Here is an 18,346-nt window from a genome sequence, read left to right as displayed (position 1 = left end):
GGGGGCCGGCGTGTTGCCGGTCATCCTTCGCAGGTGCGTTACACTCGATCGTTTTCCGGCGGATCCGTCCCGCTCAACGCACCCTCATTCAGACCTGAGGCGATGCCCTCGCGCCGTCGCGCGTGCATCGCCCTTGCCGAAACGACAAGCATGGTTTCTCTGCTCAAAAAACTCATAGGCAGCCGCAACGACCGGCTGCTCAAGCAGTACCGCAAGCTGGTCAGCCAGATCAACGGCCTCGAGCCGCAGATCGCGGCGCTGTCCGACGAGGCGCTGGCCGCCAAGACCGACGAATTCCGTAAGCGCCACGAGCAGGGCACTACGCTCGACGACCTGCTGCCCGAGGCGTTCGCGGTCGTGCGCGAGGCCGGCAAGCGGGTGTTCGGCATGCGGCACTTCGACGTCCAGTTGTTGGGCGGCATCGCCCTGCACAACGGCAAGATCGCCGAAATGCGCACCGGCGAAGGCAAGACGCTGATGGCGACGCTTCCGGTTTACCTGAATGCCGTGTCGGGCAAGGGCGTGCACGTCGTCACGGTCAACGATTACCTGGCCCGTCGCGACGCCGAATGGATGGGCCGCCTGTACCGCTTCCTGGGCCTGAGCACCGGCGTGGTCGTGCCCCAGCAGCCCAATGACGAGAAGATCGCCGCCTATCGCGCCGACATCACCTACGGCACCAACAACGAATTCGGCTTCGACTACCTGCGCGACAACATGGAATATCGCGCCGAAGATCGGCGCCAGCGCGGCCTGTCGTACGCCATCGTCGACGAGGTCGACTCCATCCTGATCGACGAGGCCCGCACGCCGCTGATCATCTCGGGCCAGGCCGAAGACCACACCGAGCTCTACATCCGCATGAACACGGTGCCGCCGCTGCTCAAGCGCATGGCATCCGAGCCCAAGCCCCACGAGCCCGAGCCCGAGGGCGACTACTGGGTCGACGAGAAGAGCCAGCAGGTCTACATGTCCGAGGCCGGCCACGAGCACGCCGAGGAAGTGCTGTCGCGCGTCGGCCTGCTGCCGCAGGGAGAATCGCTGTACGACCCGCGCCACATCGCGCTGATGCACCACCTGATGGTGGCGCTGCGCGCCCACACGCTGTTCTTCCGCGACCAGCAGTACGTGGTGCAGGACGGCGAGGTGGTCATCGTCGACGAGTTCACGGGCCGCCTGATGGTGGGCCGGCGCTGGTCCGATGGCCTGCACCAAGCCGTCGAGGCCAAGGAAGGCGTCAAGATCCAGCACGAGAACCAGACGCTGGCGTCGATCACGTTCCAGAACTACTTCCGCATGTACGACAAGCTGTCGGGCATGACGGGCACGGCCGACACCGAGGCCTATGAATTCCAGGAGATCTACGGCCTGGAAACGGTGCTGATCCCGACCAACAAGCCGATGATCCGCAAGGATCAGAACGACCAGGTCTTCAAGACGGCGCAAGAGAAGTACAACGCCATCCTCGAGGACATCCGCGACTGCCACCAGCGCGGCCAGCCCGTCCTGGTGGGCACCACCAGCATCGAGAACTCCGAGGTGCTCGCCAACCTGCTGACGCAGGCGCGCCTGCCGCATGACGTGCTCAACGCCAAGCAGCACGCTCGCGAGGCCGAGATCGTGGCCGAGGCGGGCAAGCCGGGCCACATCACCATCGCCACCAACATGGCGGGCCGCGGCACGGACATCGTGCTGGGCGGCAGCGTCGACAAACAGGTGGCGCTGATCCAGGCCGACGAAACGCTGCCGCAAGCCGAACGCAGCGCGCGCATCGAGAAGGTGCGCGCCGAATGGAAGCCGCTGAACGAGCAGGTCAAGGCCGCCGGCGGCCTGCGCATCATCGGCACCGAGCGCCACGAATCCCGCCGCATCGACAATCAGCTGCGCGGCCGCGCCGGCCGCCAGGGCGACCCGGGCTCGTCGCGTTTCTACCTGTCGCTGGAAGATCCGCTGATGCGCATCTTCGCCGGCGATCGTGTGCGCGCCATCATGGAACGCCTGAAGCTGCCCGAAGGCGAGCCCATCGAGGCGGGCATGGTGACGCGTTCCATCGAGACCGCGCAGCGCAAGGTCGAGGGCCGCAACTTCGACATCCGCAAACAGCTGCTCGAATACGACGACGTCGCCAACGACCAGCGCAAGGTGCTGTACGCCCAGCGCAACGAAGTGCTCGAAGCGGGTTCCATCGGCGCGACGGTCGAGAGCCTGATCGATGGCGCGGTCACCGAGCTGTTCCGCAGCCACATCCCGGCCGAGTCGGTCGAAGAACAGTGGGACGTGGCCGGGCTGCAGAACGCCCTGGCGGCCGACTGGCAGCTGGACCTGCCCCTGGCCGACATGGTCGAGCAAGAGCCCAACCTGACCGACGAAGAGCTGCTGGAACGCGTCAGCGAAGCGGCGCGCGCCGTGTACGCGGGCAAGGTGGCGCAGGTCGGGGCCGAGTCGTGGTCGCAGTTCGAGCGCTCGATCATGCTGCAGGCCATCGACACGCACTGGCGCGAACACCTGTCGTCGCTCGACTATCTGCGCCAGGGAATCCATCTGCGCGGCTACGCGCAGAAGAATCCCAAGCAGGAATACAAGCGCGAAGCGTTCGAGCTGTTCTCGGGCATGCTCGACCGCATCCGCGGCGACGTGGTGCGCGTGCTGATGACCGTGCGGGTGCAGTCGCCCGAACAGGTCGAACAGGCCGAAGCCGCGCAGGCGCAAGTGCAGAACGTGCAGTACCATCATTCCGACTACGAAGAAGCGCTGGCCGCGGCCAATGCCGATACGCCGGCTTCCTCGCCCAGTCGCAATGTCGTGCCCAAGGTGGGACGCAACGACCCGTGCCCGTGCGGCAGCGGCAAGAAGTACAAGCACTGCCACGGCCAACTCACCTGATCCGAAAGGCGCAGCCATGTTGCACTCCGTAGGCCGTACCGAGTTCGATCATGCCGTCGTCATGGTGCGCGACCGCCTGGAAGCGCTGGCGCCCCATTTCGAGCGCCAGGGCTTTCTGCTCAGCGAGACCTCGGTGCACAACCTGGGGTCGTGCAACCGGCTGATCGCGCTGGACGGCACGTACGTCGAGCTGCTGGGTTGGCCACCCGGAGCGCCTCCGGCGCGCAAGGAAATCGCCGATTCGCCGTTCGGCCTCGAGGCGCTGGTGTTCCGCACCTACGACGCCGAGGCCACCTATCAGCGGTTGCTGGCGGCGGGGTTCAAGGTCAACCCCGTGCAAGAACTCACGCGCCCGGCCCAGGTCGACGGCGAAACCGTGCAGGCGCGCTTTCACACCGTGCGCTTTGCCGAGCAGCCGATCCCCGGCATCCGCATGTATTTCTGCCGGCACCTCACGCCCGAGTGCGTCTGGGTGCCGTCGCTGATGGCCCATCCCAACGGCGCCCAGGCCATCCATCGCATCGACGCCCGGGCCGCGCAGGCCGAGGACGTCGCCCGCCGCCTGGGACGGATCGTCGACGTTCCCGTCGAGCCCGCGACCGGCGGCTGGGATCTGCAGCTGGGCAATCTGCGCCTGCACGTGGCGCAGGATGCGGCCGCCACCGTTCCCGTGCTAAGTACCCTCACGCTGGAAAACCGCAGCGGCGCGCACTACACGCTGGACACCGGCCTGTAGGGTGATGCGCCCGGCGTGCGCGCCTCAGTGGCCGGCGCTGTGCACCACGCGGTTGACGCCGGTGGCGATATCCGCCTCGGCCACGCCGTAGATGTGCAATGAGATCGCAATGGAATCGCCGCCGTTGCCCAGGCGGTGGATCTGCTCCAGGCCCGGCGTGGCGGTCACGATGTCGCCCGGCCGGCGCATGGCGCCGCCGCATTCGCGCGCCTGCCGGGTCGCGGGATCCCAGCGGTAGTGCGTCTCCGTCAACTCTCCCTGCAACACCCGATAGGTGCACCAGCTCTTGTGTCCGTGCACGGGGCTGTATTGGCCAGGCTGCCAGATCAGGTACACGATGGTGAAGCTGCCATGCGGATCGGCGTAGGCGACGTGGCGCGTGTAGCGCTCGGGACAGCCATGCCGCAGCTCGTGTGGCAGACCCGCCAGCGCATCGTGGCCCGCGTGCGCCACGCTGGCGCTCAGTTCATGGAGGAACGCGTGGGCGGCGCGGCGCTGGGCCTGTTCGACCGAGGCGCACAGCGCTTGCAGCGGTGAGGGCGCGGGGATGAGGGACATGCGGACTGGAATGAAAGCGGAACAGGGTGGCGCGACGGTCGCGCCGGTTGATTCCCATCCTAAGCCGGGGGCTGCGGAATGACTTTGCGGAAATCTACCCCTGAGAGCATATTTTTTAGAAAATTTTACCTGTCATGCCGGAATGCCCGCACAGGCGTGAGGGGTTTGCAGTCCGCCAGGATGAAACGTATCCTGAGACTATGACTGATCGTACGGAAATGTGTCATTGTCGGGTGGACGCAAGCCGGCGGACAGGGCAAGATACGGCCGCGCGCGACGCCGGTGAGCGTGGGGCCGGCGCCGATCATCCGCCGCCTCGCGCGGCCGGGCCTTCCAGGGGATAGCACTGTGGACCACACGGACATCAAGATACTCAGCCTGCTGCAGAAGGATGCCACCTGCTCGGTGGCCGACATTGCCGAACAGGTGAATCTGTCCGTCACGCCCTGCTGGCGCCGCATCCAGAAGCTCAAGGACGACGGCGTCATCGCCCGCAACACCGTGCTGCTCGACCCCAAGGCGCTGGGCCTGCACCTGACCGTCTTCGTCTCCATCAAGACCAGCCAGCACAATGCCAAGTGGACGCAAAGCCTGGTCGGCGCCGTGACGGCCCTGCCCAACGTGGTCGAGTTCCACCGCATGGCGGGCGACATCGACTATCTGCTCAAGGTCGTGGTCGAGGACATGGCCGCGTACGACCGCTTCTACCGCCGCCTGATCGAGACGGTCGACCTGCTGGACGTCAGCGCCAGCTTCTCGATGGAAGTCATCAAGAGCACGACCGAACTGCCGCTGGACGCCGCCTGAGCGCGCACCCGGTACGGCGCGGCCTGGCGTGATGGGCGGGCCGCTCGCGGCGCAGGGCAAAAATTTTGCCGCTACAGTCGATTTCCATCGACCTGGATTGCGTCGGTTCGACGCTACAGCCGCCGATCGGGCAAAAAATTTCTGCATGAACCGGCGTAGCATTACGGACATCGTTTTCTGGTACGAGGTCCAGGCAGCATCATGTCGTCGGAAGGGGCGGCCGCATGTGGCGGCGGGGTATGCCCGGCGTCCTCCATCGAGGCGCTGTTGGCGGATTGGAATGGCATCGATGACGTCTGGGTCTTTGGCTATGGCTCGCTGATCTGGCGCCCCGGTTTTCATTGGCAGGAGCGCCGCCTGGCGACTGTCCGCGGCTATCACCGATCGCTTTGCCTGTGGTCGCACGACCATCGCGGCTCGCCCGATGCGCCGGGCCTGGTCTTCGGCCTCGACCGAGGGGGCTGCTGCCGCGGCGTGGCGTTCCGCGTCTCGGCCGCGGACGTGGTGCCGGTATTCCAGGCGCTGTGGCAGCGCGAAATGCCCAACGGCGCCTATGTGCCGCGCTGGCTGGCCTGCTCGACCGCGGACGGTCCGGTGCGCGGACTGGTATTCCTGCTGAATCGCGCCTGCGGGCACTACGCGGGCGAGCTCAGCGAAGACCGCTTGATGGCATCCGTGCAGGGCGCGGTGGGGCAGTCCGGCCCCTGCCTGGATTACGTGATCGAAACCGAGCGGGCGCTGCGCGCCTGCGGCATCGACGATGGCCGCCTGGCCGCGCTGGTGCGCAAGCTGAGCGCGTCGCTGCAGCCGGAAGCTGTCTGACGGAGGCCGGGTATCCGGCCGTTTTGCCCGGTGCTCGGCCACCGCGCGGAATGCCCGCCCGCGCGCTGGCGGCCGTGTCTCTGCGCTACAGCAGGAAGACCGTCGCCAGTCCCAGGAAGATGAAGAATCCCAGCGAGTCGGTGGCGAAGGTCAGCAGCACCGACGAGCCGATGGCGGGATCCTTGCCGAAGCGCGAGCGCAGCATCGGCACCAGCACGCCGATGCCCGCGCCCACCAGCATGTTGCAGATCATCGCCGCCATCATCACGATGGCCACCCAGATCGAGCGCGAGATGATCCATGCGAACAGGGCCGCCATCAGGCTGCCGCACAGGCCGACCATCAGCGTGACCATCATCTCGCGCTTGACCAGCTGCCACAGGTTGCGCGGCGTGATGCGGCCCATGGCCAGCGCGCGGATGATCATGGTCATGGTCTGGTTGCCCGAGTTGCCGCCGATGCCGGCGACGATGGACATCAGGAATGCCAGCACCACGATGTGGCTGACGGTGTCCTCGAACTGCGAGGCCACGAAAGAAGCCGTGGCGGCCGTACAGATGTTGAACAGCAGCCACGGGGCGCGGTTGCGCAGGGCCTTCACCATGGGGGCGAAGATGTCCTCTTCCTGCAGGCCGGCGCGCGACAGCGCCTGTTCCTGCGAGTCTTCGCGCATCACGTCCACGACGTCGGCGATGGTCACGCGGCCGATCAGGCGGCTCTGGTCGTCGACCACCGGCGCCGAGACCAGGTCGTAGCGTTCGAAGGCGCCGGCGGCGTCGGCGTCCGAGTCCAGCGGGTTCAGCGCGAGGAAATCGGTATTCATCACGCTGTGCACTTCCGAGTCGGGCTCGCTGACCAGCAGCACCGAGATCGGCAGCACGCCCTGCAGCTTGTCCTGGCGGTCGACCACGAATATCTGGTCGGTGTGATCGGGCAGTTCGTGCAGGCGGCGCAGATAGCGCAGCACGACTTCGAGGGTGACGTCCTCGCGCACCCGGACCATCTCGAAGTCCATGATGGCGCCGACGCTGTCCTCGGGGTAGCCCATGGCCTCGAGCAGCTGCGCGCGCTCTTCCTCGGTCAGGCCCTTCTGCACCTCGGCCACCACGTCGGGCGGCAGGTCGGGCGCCAGGTCGGCCAGCTCGTCGGCATCCATGTTGCCGGTGGCCGCGACCAGGTCCTGCCGGTCCATCGCCTCGATCAGCGATTCGCGGACCCAGTCTTCCACCTCGAGCAGCACGTCCGCGTCGTGTTCGGCGCTGACCAGGTTCCATACCGTCTGGCGTTCTTCCTTGGGCAGGGACTCGAGAATGAACGCGATGTCGGCCGGATGCAGGTCGTCGACCAGCGCCTTCAGTTCGGCTTCGTGCTGCCGATGCACCAGGTCTTCGACCAGCGTGGCCTTGGCGTCACCCTGTTCCTGGCGATGCACCAGGCTTTCCACCAGCATCTGGCGGCGCAGGCACTCCTGCACCGCCGCCAGGGCGTGCTGGGCATCTTCGGGATCGAGCCGGCGAGGCGCGGCAGCGGGTTTCTGCTCGGCGGTGTTGGTCATGCTGGCTGGCTCAGAGCGGAGGCAGGGGGCGGCTGCGGCGAGCCTCGTCGGTGGCCACGTAGGTCAGCGTGGCTTCGGTGACCTTGACGACCTCGGCATCGAGCCGCTGGCGTTCGGCATACACCTCGACCGAGACCGTGACGGACGTGTTGCCGGTCTTGGTGATGGACGTATAGAAACTGAGCAGGTCGCCGACGAAGACGGGCTGCTTGAACTGGAATGCGTTGACGGCCACCGTGGCGACCCGGCCGGCCGCGCGCCGCGCTGCCGGTATCGAGCCGGCGATGTCGACCTGCGCCATGATCCACCCGCCGAAGACGTCGCCGTGGATGTTGGCATCGGCCGGCATGGGCATGACCCGCAGGACGGGTTCGCGGCCTTCCGGCAGCCTGACTTTGGTGGGATGTGCGGTGGAAGTCATGCGACCGGCTCCGGAAGAAGAACCGGTCGATTATGCAGGAAAAACGTGAACGCGGCGCGGCGGTTTGCGGCAGTGCAACCTGGGTGCATGCGGCCCGTGCCGCGCGCCGTCCGCCGGCGTGGAAAGCGGCGCGCAGGCGTCGCCGCGACGGAGTTCAGGCCGCCATCTTGACCAGCGCGTAGCCGCCGAACAGCAGCCATGCGTACAACACGGCGCCCAGCGCCAGCACGCGGGGGCCGGCCTTGCGGATCTGCGCGAAGCGAGTCTCGATGCCCAGCGCAGTCATGGCCATGGTGAGCGCGAACACGTCCATCCTGCGGATCGCCGCGACGGCATCGGAGGGCAGCACGTTGAGCGAGTTGACGATGGCCAGCGCCAGAAAGCCTACGGCGAACCACGGGATGGGCAGCTTGGCGCCGCGGCTTCCGGATTCGTCGGACCGCGTGGCGCGGCTGCGCAGCCACAGGCCCAGTGCGATCAGCACCGGCACCAGCAGCGCGACGCGCGTCATCTTCACGATGGTGGCGACTTCGGTAGTGGCCGGGTCGATGTTGCTGGCGGCGCCCACGACCTGGGCGACTTCGTGCACGGTGCCGCCGATGAAAATGCCCAGCGCCTGGGTGTCGAACGGCAGCCAGCCGGCGTGATAGAACACCGGATACAGGAACATCGACAGCGTGCCGAACAGCACTACGGTGGCCACGGCCACGGCGCTCTTGTGCGGGGCGGCCCGCAGCGTGGGCTCGAAGGCCAGCACTGCGGCGGCGCCGCAGATGGCGCTGCCGGCTGAGGTCAGCACCGCGGTGTCGCGGTCCAGGCCCAGCAGTTTCTGGCCGACGAAGGCGCCCAGGGCCAGCGTGCCCACCACGATGGCCACCGATACGGCCAGTCCTGGCAGACCCACGGCGGCGATCTGCTGGATGCTGATGTTCAGGCCGTAGAAGGCGACGGCGATGCGCAGCAGCCTGCGCGCCGTGAAATGCACGCCCGCACCCCACTCGGCGGGCATGGTGCCGCGCAGGAAATTGCCGTACAGCATGCCGCACACGATGCCCACCACCAACGGCGAGAAGCCCAGGCCGCGAATGACGGGCAGATCGGCCAACTGCACCACCGCTCCAGCCATCAGCGCGACGAACAGCACGCCATTGAGCTTGTCGCGCCAGGGGGTGGGAGTAGGGGCGGTGAGCGATGCGTCCACGACTTTCTATATATTCAAATAACTTCCGGAAATATTAAACGCCGCGCTACTATCTGAAAAATGGTTAATTCGGATAGCTAATATCGTAATGTCTTATATAACTACGCGCGTAGTTGCCGTGACCCCATGACTCCAGACCAGCTACTGACCTTCGCCTGCGTCGCCGATACCGGAAACATCAGTCGGGCGGCGGGGCAGTTGAACCTGTCTCAACCTGCCGTGTCGGGACAGTTGCGTGCCCTGCAGGACTGGTTCGGCGAGCCTTTGTACCGGCGACAAGGGCACGGCATCGCGCTCACCGCGGCAGGCGAGCGGCTGGCGGAGCAGGCCAGGCAGCTGCGCCAGATCTACGCGCGGGCGCAGGCCGAGCGCGACGCATGGCGCGGGATGGATGCCGGCTCGCTGCGGCTGGGCGCCAGCACCACGCCCGCCAGCTACCTACTGCCGGCGCTAGTGGCGCGCTTCCACCAGCGCTTCCCCGCCGTGGCGCTGCATCTGTCGGATGGCAATACGCGGCAGATCGTCGAGCGGCTGCCTCAACTGGACCTGGCCTTCATCGAGGGCGACGTGCCGACGGGCCTGGCCGACGGCACGGCGGTGTACCCGTGGACCGAAGACGAAGTGGTGGCGGTGGTGCGCGCCGACCATGCGCTGGCGCGCGCGGGATCCGCCACGCTGGATCAACTGGCGGCCTGGCCGCTGGTGATGCGCGAGCCGGGTTCAGGCGTGCGGCAACTGGTCGAGCGCGCGTTCGCCGGGGCTGGGCTGAGCCCGGCCGCGGCGTTGGAACTGGCGGGCGTCGAAGGGGTGAAGCAGGCGGTGCGCGCCGGCCTGGGCACAGGCTTCGTGTCCGCGATGTCGATGCGCCATGAGGATGGCACGTTGGCCGTGGTGCGCGTGGCGCCGGTCGCGCTCACCCGCACGCTAAGCATTCTGGTGCCGCATGCCGACACCGCCGCGCGCGCGGCGCGGCAATTTCTCGACAGCTGCCTGGCGATGGACGGCGAGCTGGCCGCGAAGGCGGATGAAGGCTAGCGTTCGCGCGCCAGCCAGCGCGTGGCCAGCTCCACCCAATAGGTGGCGCCGATCGGCAGCAATTCGTCGTTGAAGTCGTAGCTGCCGTTGTGCAGCATGCAAGGGCCCATGCCGTGGCCCGCGCTGCGATGCTCGCCCAGGCCGTTGCCGATCCACACGTAGCAGCCGGGCAGCGCTTGCAGCATGAAGGCGAAGTCTTCCGCGCCCATGGTGGGCTGCACGTGATCGTCGACGTTGTCGGCGCCGACGATGTCGCGCATCACCTCGACACAGAACGCGGTTTCGGCGGGGTGGTTGATGGTGGGCGGGTAATTGCGCTGGAAGTCGAACTCCATCTCGCAATCGAGCGCCGCGCAGGTATGCTGAGCGATCTCGCGCATGCGGCGTTCGATGAGGTCGAGCGTTTCGAGCGTGAAGGTGCGCACGGTGCCGCGCAGTTCCGCGTGGCCGGGCACCACGTTGTCCGCGCTGCCCGCATGGATCTGCGTGATGCTGAGCACCGCGGCATCGAGCGGGTTGCGGTTGCGCGTGATGATGGTCTGCAACGACTGCGCCAGCTGCACCGCGGCCATCACCGGGTCGATGCCCAGGTGCGGCATGCCCGCATGCGCGCCCTTGCCGCGGATGACGATGGAGAATTCGTTGGCCGAGGCCATGATGGGCCCGGCCGTGACGCCGAATCGACCGGTGGGTATGCCGGGCCAGTTGTGCATGCCGAACACGGCTTCCATGGGATAGCGGCGGAACAGGCCGTCGTCGATCATGCGCTGCGCGCCGCCGCCGCCTTCTTCCGCGGGCTGGAAAATCAGGTACACCGTGCCCGCGAAATCGCGGTGCTGCGACAGGTATCGCGCCGCGCCCAGCAGCATGACGGTGTGGCCGTCGTGGCCGCAGGCGTGCATCTTGCCTTCGTGGCGGCTGGCGTGCTCGAAGCTGTTGACCTCTTGCATGGGCAACGCGTCCATGTCGGCGCGCAGTCCTACCGTGCCCTTGCCCGGTATGTTGCCATGCACGATGCCCACCACGCCCGTGCCGCCCAGCCCGCGGTCGACTTCGATGCCCCACTCCTGCAACCTGGCCGCGACCACGTCGGCCGTGCGGAACTCTTCGAAGGCCAGTTCGGGGTGGGCGTGGATGTCGCGGCGGATCGCGGCAAGGTCGTGCCGCCAGGTGACCAGAGGCTCGAGCAGGTGCATGATCTGACTCATGGAGTAATGGGCTTGATCAAGGGTATCATCAATCCAAACCCATAAAAAAGGAGGCAAACATCATGTCGCGTCCATGGCTCGCCCACTATCCTGAAGGGGTTTCCGCGGAAGTCTCGCTGCACGGATATACCTCCCTTACCGACTTGCTCGACCAGGCCTGCAGGCGCCACGCCGACCGCGTCGCGTGCACGGCGATGGGCAGCGACATCCTCTTTTCCGAAATCGACAATCATGCGCGGGCCTTCGCGGCATGGTTGCAGTCGCTGGGCCTGCAGCGCGGCGCGCGCGTGGCGCTGATGATGCCCAATGTGCCGTCCTATCTGGTGGCCATGCTGGGCACACTGCGCGCGGGTCTCGTGGTGGTCAACGTGAACCCGCTGTACAAGCCCGACGAGCTGGGGTGCCAGCTGCGCGACAGCGGCGCCGAAGTCATCGTCATATTCGAGAATTTCGCGCACACGCTGCAGAACGTGCGAGACCGCGGCGCGCTGCGCCACGTGGTGGTGGTCAGTCCCGGCGACCTGCTGGGCGGCCTGAAGGCGCCGTTGATCAATTTCGCGGCGCGCTACGTCAAGCGCATGATTCCGTCATGGCACATCGAGGGCGCCGTGCGCATGCCCCTGGTTCTGCAAGAGGGCGCGCGGGCCACGTACTCGCACGTCACCCTGGCCATGAGCGACCTGGCCGTGCTGCAGTACACGGGCGGCACCACCGGCACGCCCAAGGGCGCCATGCTGTCGCACGGCAACCTGGTCACCAATGTGCTGCAGGTGCAGGAAGTGGCGCGGCCGGCCCTGGGCGACCTGTCCGGACCGCCGCTCACCATCATCAGCGCCTTGCCGCTGTACCACGTGTTCGCCATGACGGTGTGCGGATTGTTCGGCATGCATGCCGGCATGAACAATCTCCTGATCATCAATCCGCGCGACCAGGCCGCCCTTATCGAAGCGTGGCGCAAAAAGCCCGTGCACGTGTTCCCCGGCGTCAACACGCTGTTCAATGCGCTGGCCAACAACCCCGAGTTCGCCAAGCTCGATTTCTCGGGTCTGCGTCTCACGCTGGGCGGCGGCATGGCGGTGCAGCAGGCGGTGGCCGACCGCTGGCTGAAGCTGACCGGGCGTCCGCTGATCGAAGGCTATGGCCTGTCCGAGACCTCGCCGGTGGCCACGGTGAACCGCACCGACGCCACCGAGTACACCGGATCGATCGGACTGCCGCTGCCTTCCACCGACGTGGCGATTCTCGATGACGCCGGCGCCGAAGTGCCGCTGGGCGAGCGCGGCGAGGTGGCCATCCGCGGGCCCCAGGTCATGCTGGGATATTGGCAGCGGCCCGAGGAAACCCGCGCCGTCATGACCCGCGACGGTTATTTCCGTACGGGCGACATCGGCATCATGGACGAGGCGGGCTACACGCGCATCGTCGATCGCAAGAAGGACATGATCGCGGTGTCGGGCTTCAAGGTCTATCCCAACGAGGTAGAGGCCGTGCTGGCCAGCCATCCGGGCGTGCTCGAATGCGCGGTCGTGGGCATGCCCGACGGACATTCGGGCGAATCGGTGAAGGCCTTCGTGGTGCGGCGCGACGCCGCGCTTACCGAGGCGGAACTGCTGCGCTGGTGCCAGGACAAGCTCACGGGGTACAAGCGGCCGCGCCACGTGGAGTTTCGCGACGAACTGCCCAAGAGCAACGTGGGCAAGATACTGCGCCGCGAACTGCGCGCCGAAGCGCCCAAGAAGCAGGCGGCTGCGGCATAGGGCCTGTCAATTTAGCGTTAACAGACCCTAGGCATCCAGGTGCGGCGTCACCAGGCTCTGCAGCGCCTGGTAGATGTCGGGATTGCCCGCGACCAGGCGGCCGCCCACGGGCCACGGGTCGCGCAGGTGCATGTCGGTGCAGACGCCGCCCGCTTCGCGCAATATGACCGTGCCGGCGGCCACGTCCCAGGGCGCCAGGCCCATCTCCCAGTAGCCGTCGTAGCGGCCGCAGGCCGTCCAGGCCAGATCGAGCGCGGCGGCGCCCATGCGGCGCACGCCGCGGGACTGGTTGATGGCGTCGTGCAGCATGGGCATGTATTGCCCGGCGAAAGAGAAGTCGCGGAACGGGAAACCGGTGGCGAGCACCGCATCGTCCAGCGTTGCCGTGCGCGAGCATGAGATGCGTCGGCCATTGAGCCACGAGCCTATGCCGTGCACCGCGGTGAAGAGTTCTTCGCGGCTGGGGTCGTAGACCACGCCGATGACCGGCGTGTCTTCGGCGACGGCATCGCCGCCGGGCAGCCTGGTGCCGGTATGCGCCACCAGTGCGATGGACACGGCATAGTGCGGAATGCCGTGCAGGAAATTCGTGGTGCCGTCCAGCGGATCGATATACCAGGTGGCCGGGCCCGCGGCGTTGCCGCCCGTTTCTTCGGCCACGATGCCGAACTCGGGAGTGCGTTCGCGCAGCACGGCCAGCACGGCGGCTTCGGCTTCGCGGTCGGCTTGCGAGACCAGGTCGTTGCGCGCCTTGCGATCGATGACCAGGTCGGCGCGATGGTGGGCGTAGGATTGCAGCAGCGCTGCGCCGGCATGCGCCGCGCACACGGCGACGTCGATGGCGGCGCCCAGGTCGAGCGGGCTGGCGAGGGGGCGTTTTTCGGCGGTCGTCATGCTGCCAGTGTAAGCCTTGTATGTGACGTGCCCTTGTCCGGCGTGCTCAAATGCGCGCACCGGCGTGGCGTCATGCCAACGTCCTCGTTCAGCATGCTGTTATTTTCGCGGCCGATTCGCCGCCCGCCGTCCATGTCCACGTCCTACACGCCCCTGCAGCCCGCCGCGCCAGCGCTGGACAGCGAGGGCCGGCTCTACAGCGCCATCTACCAGGACGTCTATCACAGCCGCGCCGAACCGCTGGGCCAGGCGCGCGTAGTGTTTCTTCGCGGCAATGGCCTGCCGCAGCGCTGGCGCGGGCGTGGCCGCTTCACGGTATGCGAGACCGGCTTCGGCATGGGGCTCAATTTCCTGGCGCTGTGGCAGGCATGGCGCGACGATCCGCAACGGCCGCGCCGCCTGCACATGGTATCCATCGAAGGGCATCCCTTCGATCGAGAGGCGCTGCGCCAGGCGTTGCGCGACCATCTGCCAGAGGCGCTGCAGGCGCTGGCGGGCCAGTTGACGGATCAATGGCCGCCCCTGTTGCCGGGCCTGCACCGGCTCGAGTTCGAAGGGGGCTCCGTGACGCTGACGCTGGCATTCGGCCAGGCCGACGCGGTCGCGCCGCGGCTGGCCGCCCGCGTGGACGCATATTTCCTCGACGGCTTCGCGCCGCGGCACAACCCGGCGATGTGGGCGCCGGAGATGCTGGCCGACCTGATGCGCCTGGCCGCGCCGGACGCGACGCTGGCCTCGTGGACCAGCGTCGGCAGCGTGCGGCGCGCCCTGGCCGAACTGGGCTTCGAGGTGCGGCGCGAACCTGGCTATGGCGGCAAGTGGCACATGATCTCGGGCGTACGCTCGCCGACGGCCCCGCAGGGACCGGCGCTGCCGGACGATGACGGCGCGCCGGTCGTGGTTATCGGGGCGGGGCTGGCAGGCGCCGGTGTGGCGCACGCGCTGGCGCTGCGGGGCCGGGAGGTGGTGGTCATCGATCCCGGTTCCGCGGGCGGACATAAAGGCCATCTGGCCGCCGCGCTGACGCCGCTGATCGCGCGAGACGACAACCCGCGCGCGCGCCTGTCGCGCGCCGGCAGCCAGCGTGCCTTGCGCCGCTGGCTGGCGCTGGACCAGGAGGCCGCGCCCCTGCGCTGCGGCACTCTGCAACTGGAGCGCGACGCGGGCAGGGCGGCTGCGCTGGCGGATACGGTCACGGCCCTGGGCTTTCCGAGCGATTGGGTGCGAGCGGTGGATGGCGCCGAGGCGTCGCGATTGGCGGGCCTGCCTGTCGCGCGCGGCGGCGCCTTCTTCGGCGACGGCCTGCTGGTGCGGCCGGACAGAGTGGTGGCCCGCCTGCTGGCCGAGCCAGGCATCACCGTGGTGGCAGGGCGGGCGGTCGGCCTGGTCCGCACTGATGGAGGCTGGCGGGCGCATGCCCAGGATGGGACCCTATTGGGAGAGGCGCCGCACCTGGTGCTGGCGAACGCCGCCGGCGCGCCCGCGCTGCTGAGCGGCTGCGGACTGCTGGACAGCCTGCCTCGCATGGCGCAGATGCACGCGCTGGCCGGCGAGGTCACTTTGCTGCCCGCCGCATCGCTGGCGGGCGGGCCGCGCTGCGTGGTGGGCGGCGATGGCTATCTGCTGCCCGCCGTGGATGGCTGGTGCGTGGCTGGCAGCACCTATGTGCACGGGGCGGCGGAGTCGCGTGTGGGCGAGGCGGGGCAGCGCGTCAATCTGGGCAAGGCCGCGGGACTGCTGGCCGACGGCACAAGCCGCCTGGATGCCTTGGCGCCCGGCACCCTGCCGGGCTGGGCGGGCTGGCGGGCCGTGCTGCCGGGTCGGCTGCCCGCGGTGGGGCAGGTGCCCCGGGCGCCGGGGTTGTGGCTGGCCACGGGCTACGCCTCGCGGGGATTGAGCTGGTCGGCGCTGGCCGGCGACGTGATCGCCGCGCAATTGTGCGGTGAACCACTGCCCCTGGAATCGGACCTGCTGGCGCAATTGGCACCGCGTTGACGGGGCGGGCGCCCGGGGTTTCGCCGCTTTTGTCGCGCCGAACCTTGCCTAGTAAGTGGTTGCTGCGGCGCACGCAACGCTACCACGGGAGCCCGGCTTTTGGCTTCGCCCGGCTGGCAGGGAGGGGTCGAGTTTATTTCAAACGCCAAATCCGTCAAAATAGCGTTTTTTGACGCATTTTTGGCTTAAGCCGGGGGATGCTCTGTGCCGCCGAAGTTCGACTTTGCCCATACCACCTCGCTCGATACGGTCGAGCTGCTGACGTCCCGTCCCAGCCGTATCGACTTCGACGTAGGTGAGGGCCTGCATCTGGTGGTCGAGGCGCACGCACCTGGCGTATTCCGCCTGCGCTGCGGCGAGCCTGGCCTGCTGACCGACGAGAAGGCCGGTGCGCGGGCCCGCGCCGTGGCCGAGATGCTGCTCGCCCGCCAGGAGGCGGTGGGCGAAGCCACCATCGCCCCGCGCGATGCCGCGGACGGGTGGCGCATCGTGCAGGGCGACGTCGCCCTCGAGGTGCTGACCAATCCGGTGCGCATCGCGTTGTCGCGCGGCGATCAGCCCGTGCTGGCTTCCGAAGTGTCGCCCCACACGCCGGCCTTCGGCCATGATGCGCTCGACGACATCGAGCATGCCGTCTGGACGGTGGGTTTCGCCCTGGAAGGCAACGAGGGCGTGTACGGCCTGGGCGAGACGCCCGGAGACCTGAACCGCCGCGGCGAGGCCGTGGTGTCCGACGATCCCGAGCACCGCGCCCTGCCGCTGGCCTGGAGCCCGCGCGGCTGGGGCGTCTATGTCAACACCATGCGGCGCGTGCAGCACGCGCCGGGTATCGAGCCCGCCGACGGCGCCTACGTGCTCACCATCGACGACAACGTGCTCGACCTGTTCCTGTTCGCCGGCGAGCCGGGCGAAATCCTCAACCAGTACACCGCGCTTACCGGTCGCGCCGGCCAGCCCGTACTGTGGGCGATGGGCGCCTGGTTGCAGCAGGCCCCTGGCGAGATGCCCACGCAAACCGTCGCCCTGGTCGAGCAGATGCGCGAGCGTCAGATCCCGCTGGACGTGGTCTCGCTGGCCCTGCCGTCGGCCTGGGGCTTCCAGGCCGACAAGCCGGCCCTCGAGTGGGATGCCAGCCGCTTCCCCGACGCTAGGCAGATGCTGGCCCTATTCCACAAGCATCACGTGCACGTGTCCGCGGCGGGCTTCCCCGGCGTGCTGAAGTCCAGTCCGCTGTTCGAAGAACTCGAGGACCGCGGCTGGCTGCTGACCCGCGACGATGGCAGCGCCCAGGTGTTCGACGGCGTGCCGGCCACCAGCGGCCAACCCTACGGACTGCTCGATCTCACCTACCGCGACGCCTACAACCTGTGGGTCGAACGGCACCGCCAGTTGGTCGACGACGGCCTGGACGCGCCGGCCTGCGATGCGCAGATCGCCATTCCCGATGGCGTCAGCGCGCGCAACGGCGAGACCGGTCCGGCGCTGCGCTCGATGTATCCGCTGCTGGCGCGCCGCGCATTGTTCGATGCAGTGGCCGGCCACAAGGTGCCGCCGGAAGGCGTGGTGCCCAGCACCGACCTGTTCCCGGCCGCGCAGCGCCTGCCGTGGCAGGCCGGTCCGCGCGTCACCAACGATTGGGCGGGACTCGAGCACAGCCTGCGCACCGCGCTGTCCATCGGCGCCAGCGGCCTGCCGGTGCAGACGCACAACCTGGGCGCCATCGACGCCCCGCTCGAGGGCATGAGCGCCGAGCTGTACGTGCGCTGGCTTGCCGCGTGCGTGTTCTCGGCCAACTTCAGCTTCCAGGGCGTGCCCGGCCTGATGCCGTGGGCCTTCGGCGAAGAAACGCTCGGCCATGTGCGCACCTGGATGAACTGGCGCTATCGCCTGATTCCGTATGTGCTGGGCGCCATCGAGGACTCCGTGCGCACCGGCCTGCCGGTGCAGCGCTCGATGGCCCTGGCGTTCCCGAACGACCCCGAGGCCCATGCCTGGGACCTGCAATACCTGCTGGGTCCGGCGCTGCTGGTGGCGCCGATCACGCAGCCCGGCAACGAGGTGCGCGTCTATCTGCCCAAGGGAGAGGCGTGGTGGGACCTGAGCACGGGCCATCGCTACGAGGGCGGCTCCACCTGGACGCTGACCTGCGGTCCCGACAAGTTCCCCGTGTTCGGCCGCGAGGGCCACATGCTGTGTCTGGGGCCCATGGCGCAGCATGCGGGCGAGTTCAATTCGGCGCGCATCCTCGACGAAGTGTGGATGTTCGGCATGCCGGTGCACAACCCGGTCGTCATGCGCAACAAGATCCGCGTCATGCAGATGCAGGGCTCCAGCTACATCAAGGGGCTGGAAGGGCTGCGCATCCTGCCCTCGGAAGGGCTGGAGGTGAAGCGCCGCGGCGCCGAGGTGCGTATCTCGCGCGCACGTTGATCCCACGCGGCGGGCGGCCGTCATTCCCTCCGCCCTGACGGCCG

14 protein-coding genes are annotated in these 18,346 nt (G+C 67.9%); 8 read left to right on the top strand and 6 right to left on the bottom strand.

Annotated features, from left to right (window positions below):
• The first annotated feature begins 150 nt into the window (after positions 1-150).
• Entirely contained in the window at positions 151-2,883 is a 2,733-nt protein-coding gene (gene secA / locus CAL15_RS19950) for a preprotein translocase subunit SecA (RefSeq protein WP_086080084.1), read from the top strand.
• A gap of 16 nt (positions 2,884-2,899) precedes the next feature.
• A complete protein-coding gene (locus CAL15_RS19945; RefSeq protein WP_086080083.1) occupies positions 2,900-3,619 on the top strand; it encodes a VOC family protein in 720 nt (239 codons plus the stop codon).
• Positions 3,620-3,643: 24 nt separating this feature from the next.
• On the opposite strand, the gene CAL15_RS19940 is transcribed toward CAL15_RS19945, so the two are convergent.
• The gene (locus CAL15_RS19940) at positions 3,644-4,177 is read right to left on the bottom strand and encodes a cysteine dioxygenase family protein (protein ID WP_086080082.1); all 534 of its coding nucleotides are present in this window, start codon (positions 4,175-4,177) and stop codon (positions 3,644-3,646) included.
• 348 nt (positions 4,178-4,525) lie between these two features.
• On the opposite strand from CAL15_RS19940, the gene CAL15_RS19935 reads away from it, so the two are divergent.
• Positions 4,526-4,984: an Lrp/AsnC family transcriptional regulator gene (locus CAL15_RS19935; RefSeq protein ID WP_086080081.1), complete on the top strand. Its 459-nt coding sequence runs from the start codon at positions 4,526-4,528 to the stop codon at positions 4,982-4,984.
• Between the two features lie 201 nt (positions 4,985-5,185).
• Positions 5,186-5,806, top strand: coding sequence for a gamma-glutamylcyclotransferase (locus CAL15_RS19930; RefSeq protein WP_086080080.1), 621 nt, complete (start codon positions 5,186-5,188; stop codon positions 5,804-5,806).
• An 85-nt stretch (positions 5,807-5,891) separates the two neighbouring features.
• Here CAL15_RS19930 and mgtE read toward each other — a convergent pair whose 3' ends face one another.
• The 3 genes from mgtE to CAL15_RS19915 form a co-directional block, all read right to left on the bottom strand.
• Complete coding sequence (gene mgtE, locus CAL15_RS19925) at positions 5,892-7,361, bottom strand: magnesium transporter (protein ID WP_086080079.1); 1,470 nt, start codon at positions 7,359-7,361, stop codon at positions 5,892-5,894.
• A 10-nt stretch (positions 7,362-7,371) separates the two neighbouring features.
• A complete protein-coding gene (locus CAL15_RS19920; protein ID WP_086080078.1) occupies positions 7,372-7,782 on the bottom strand; it encodes an acyl-CoA thioesterase in 411 nt (136 codons plus the stop codon).
• A 154-nt stretch (positions 7,783-7,936) separates the two neighbouring features.
• Positions 7,937-8,983 carry a YeiH family protein gene (locus CAL15_RS19915; protein WP_086080077.1) on the bottom strand — a complete coding sequence of 349 codons (1,047 nt, stop codon included), beginning with the start codon at positions 8,981-8,983 and terminating at the stop codon, positions 7,937-7,939.
• A gap of 126 nt (positions 8,984-9,109) precedes the next feature.
• Between CAL15_RS19915 and CAL15_RS19910 the strand changes: the two genes are divergently transcribed.
• Complete coding sequence (locus tag CAL15_RS19910; protein WP_086080076.1) at positions 9,110-10,018, top strand: LysR family transcriptional regulator; 909 nt, start codon at positions 9,110-9,112, stop codon at positions 10,016-10,018.
• On the opposite strand, the gene CAL15_RS19905 is transcribed toward CAL15_RS19910, so the two are convergent.
• On the bottom strand, positions 10,015-11,214 hold the full coding sequence (locus tag CAL15_RS19905) for a M20 aminoacylase family protein (RefSeq protein ID WP_086081204.1): 1,200 nt from the start codon (positions 11,212-11,214) through the stop codon (positions 10,015-10,017). The genes CAL15_RS19910 and CAL15_RS19905 overlap by 4 nt on opposite strands.
• Before the next feature lie 74 nt (positions 11,215-11,288).
• Here CAL15_RS19905 and CAL15_RS19900 point away from each other — a divergent pair, with 74 nt between their 5' ends.
• Positions 11,289-12,983, top strand: coding sequence for an AMP-binding protein (locus CAL15_RS19900; protein WP_086080075.1), 1,695 nt, complete (start codon positions 11,289-11,291; stop codon positions 12,981-12,983).
• A gap of 27 nt (positions 12,984-13,010) precedes the next feature.
• Here the strand turns inward: CAL15_RS19900 and CAL15_RS19895 are convergent, their stop codons facing one another.
• Positions 13,011-13,877, bottom strand: coding sequence for an inositol monophosphatase family protein (locus CAL15_RS19895; RefSeq protein ID WP_086080074.1), 867 nt, complete (start codon positions 13,875-13,877; stop codon positions 13,011-13,013).
• 132 nt (positions 13,878-14,009) lie between these two features.
• On the opposite strand from CAL15_RS19895, the gene mnmC reads away from it, so the two are divergent.
• Together mnmC and CAL15_RS19885 are read left to right on the top strand one after the other, a co-directional pair.
• Positions 14,010-15,872 (top strand): FAD-dependent 5-carboxymethylaminomethyl-2-thiouridine(34) oxidoreductase MnmC, encoded by a 1,863-nt coding sequence (mnmC, locus tag CAL15_RS19890; RefSeq protein WP_086081203.1) that lies wholly within the window; start codon positions 14,010-14,012, stop codon positions 15,870-15,872.
• A gap of 204 nt (positions 15,873-16,076) precedes the next feature.
• Positions 16,077-18,302 (top strand): glycoside hydrolase family 31 protein, encoded by a 2,226-nt coding sequence (locus tag CAL15_RS19885; protein WP_086080073.1) that lies wholly within the window; start codon positions 16,077-16,079, stop codon positions 18,300-18,302.
• The last annotated feature ends 44 nt before the right edge of the window (positions 18,303-18,346 follow it).

The sequence above is a fragment of the Bordetella genomosp. 13 genome (assembly GCF_002119665.1).
Classification (GTDB): Bacteria; Pseudomonadota; Gammaproteobacteria; order Burkholderiales; family Burkholderiaceae_B; genus Bordetella.
This window is presented reverse-complemented; position numbering and strand designations above follow the sequence as displayed.

Coding starts and splice junctions, on each gene's coding strand:
- secA (WP_086080084.1), top strand. CDS start 151: ATGGTTTCTCTGCTCAAAAAACTCATAGGCAGCCGCAACGACCGGCTG.
- CAL15_RS19945 (WP_086080083.1), top strand. CDS start 2,900: ATGTTGCACTCCGTAGGCCGTACCGAGTTCGATCATGCCGTCGTCATG.
- CAL15_RS19940 (WP_086080082.1), bottom strand. CDS start 4,177: ATGTCCCTCATCCCCGCGCCCTCACCGCTGCAAGCGCTGTGCGCCTCG.
- CAL15_RS19930 (WP_086080080.1), top strand. CDS start 5,186: ATGTCGTCGGAAGGGGCGGCCGCATGTGGCGGCGGGGTATGCCCGGCG.
- mgtE (WP_086080079.1), bottom strand. CDS start 7,361: ATGACCAACACCGCCGAGCAGAAACCCGCTGCCGCGCCTCGCCGGCTC.
- CAL15_RS19920 (WP_086080078.1), bottom strand. CDS start 7,782: ATGACTTCCACCGCACATCCCACCAAAGTCAGGCTGCCGGAAGGCCGC.
- CAL15_RS19910 (WP_086080076.1), top strand. CDS start 9,110: ATGACTCCAGACCAGCTACTGACCTTCGCCTGCGTCGCCGATACCGGA.
- CAL15_RS19905 (WP_086081204.1), bottom strand. CDS start 11,214: ATGCACCTGCTCGAGCCTCTGGTCACCTGGCGGCACGACCTTGCCGCG.
- CAL15_RS19900 (WP_086080075.1), top strand. CDS start 11,289: ATGTCGCGTCCATGGCTCGCCCACTATCCTGAAGGGGTTTCCGCGGAA.
- CAL15_RS19895 (WP_086080074.1), bottom strand. CDS start 13,877: ATGACGACCGCCGAAAAACGCCCCCTCGCCAGCCCGCTCGACCTGGGC.
- mnmC (WP_086081203.1), top strand. CDS start 14,010: ATGTCCACGTCCTACACGCCCCTGCAGCCCGCCGCGCCAGCGCTGGAC.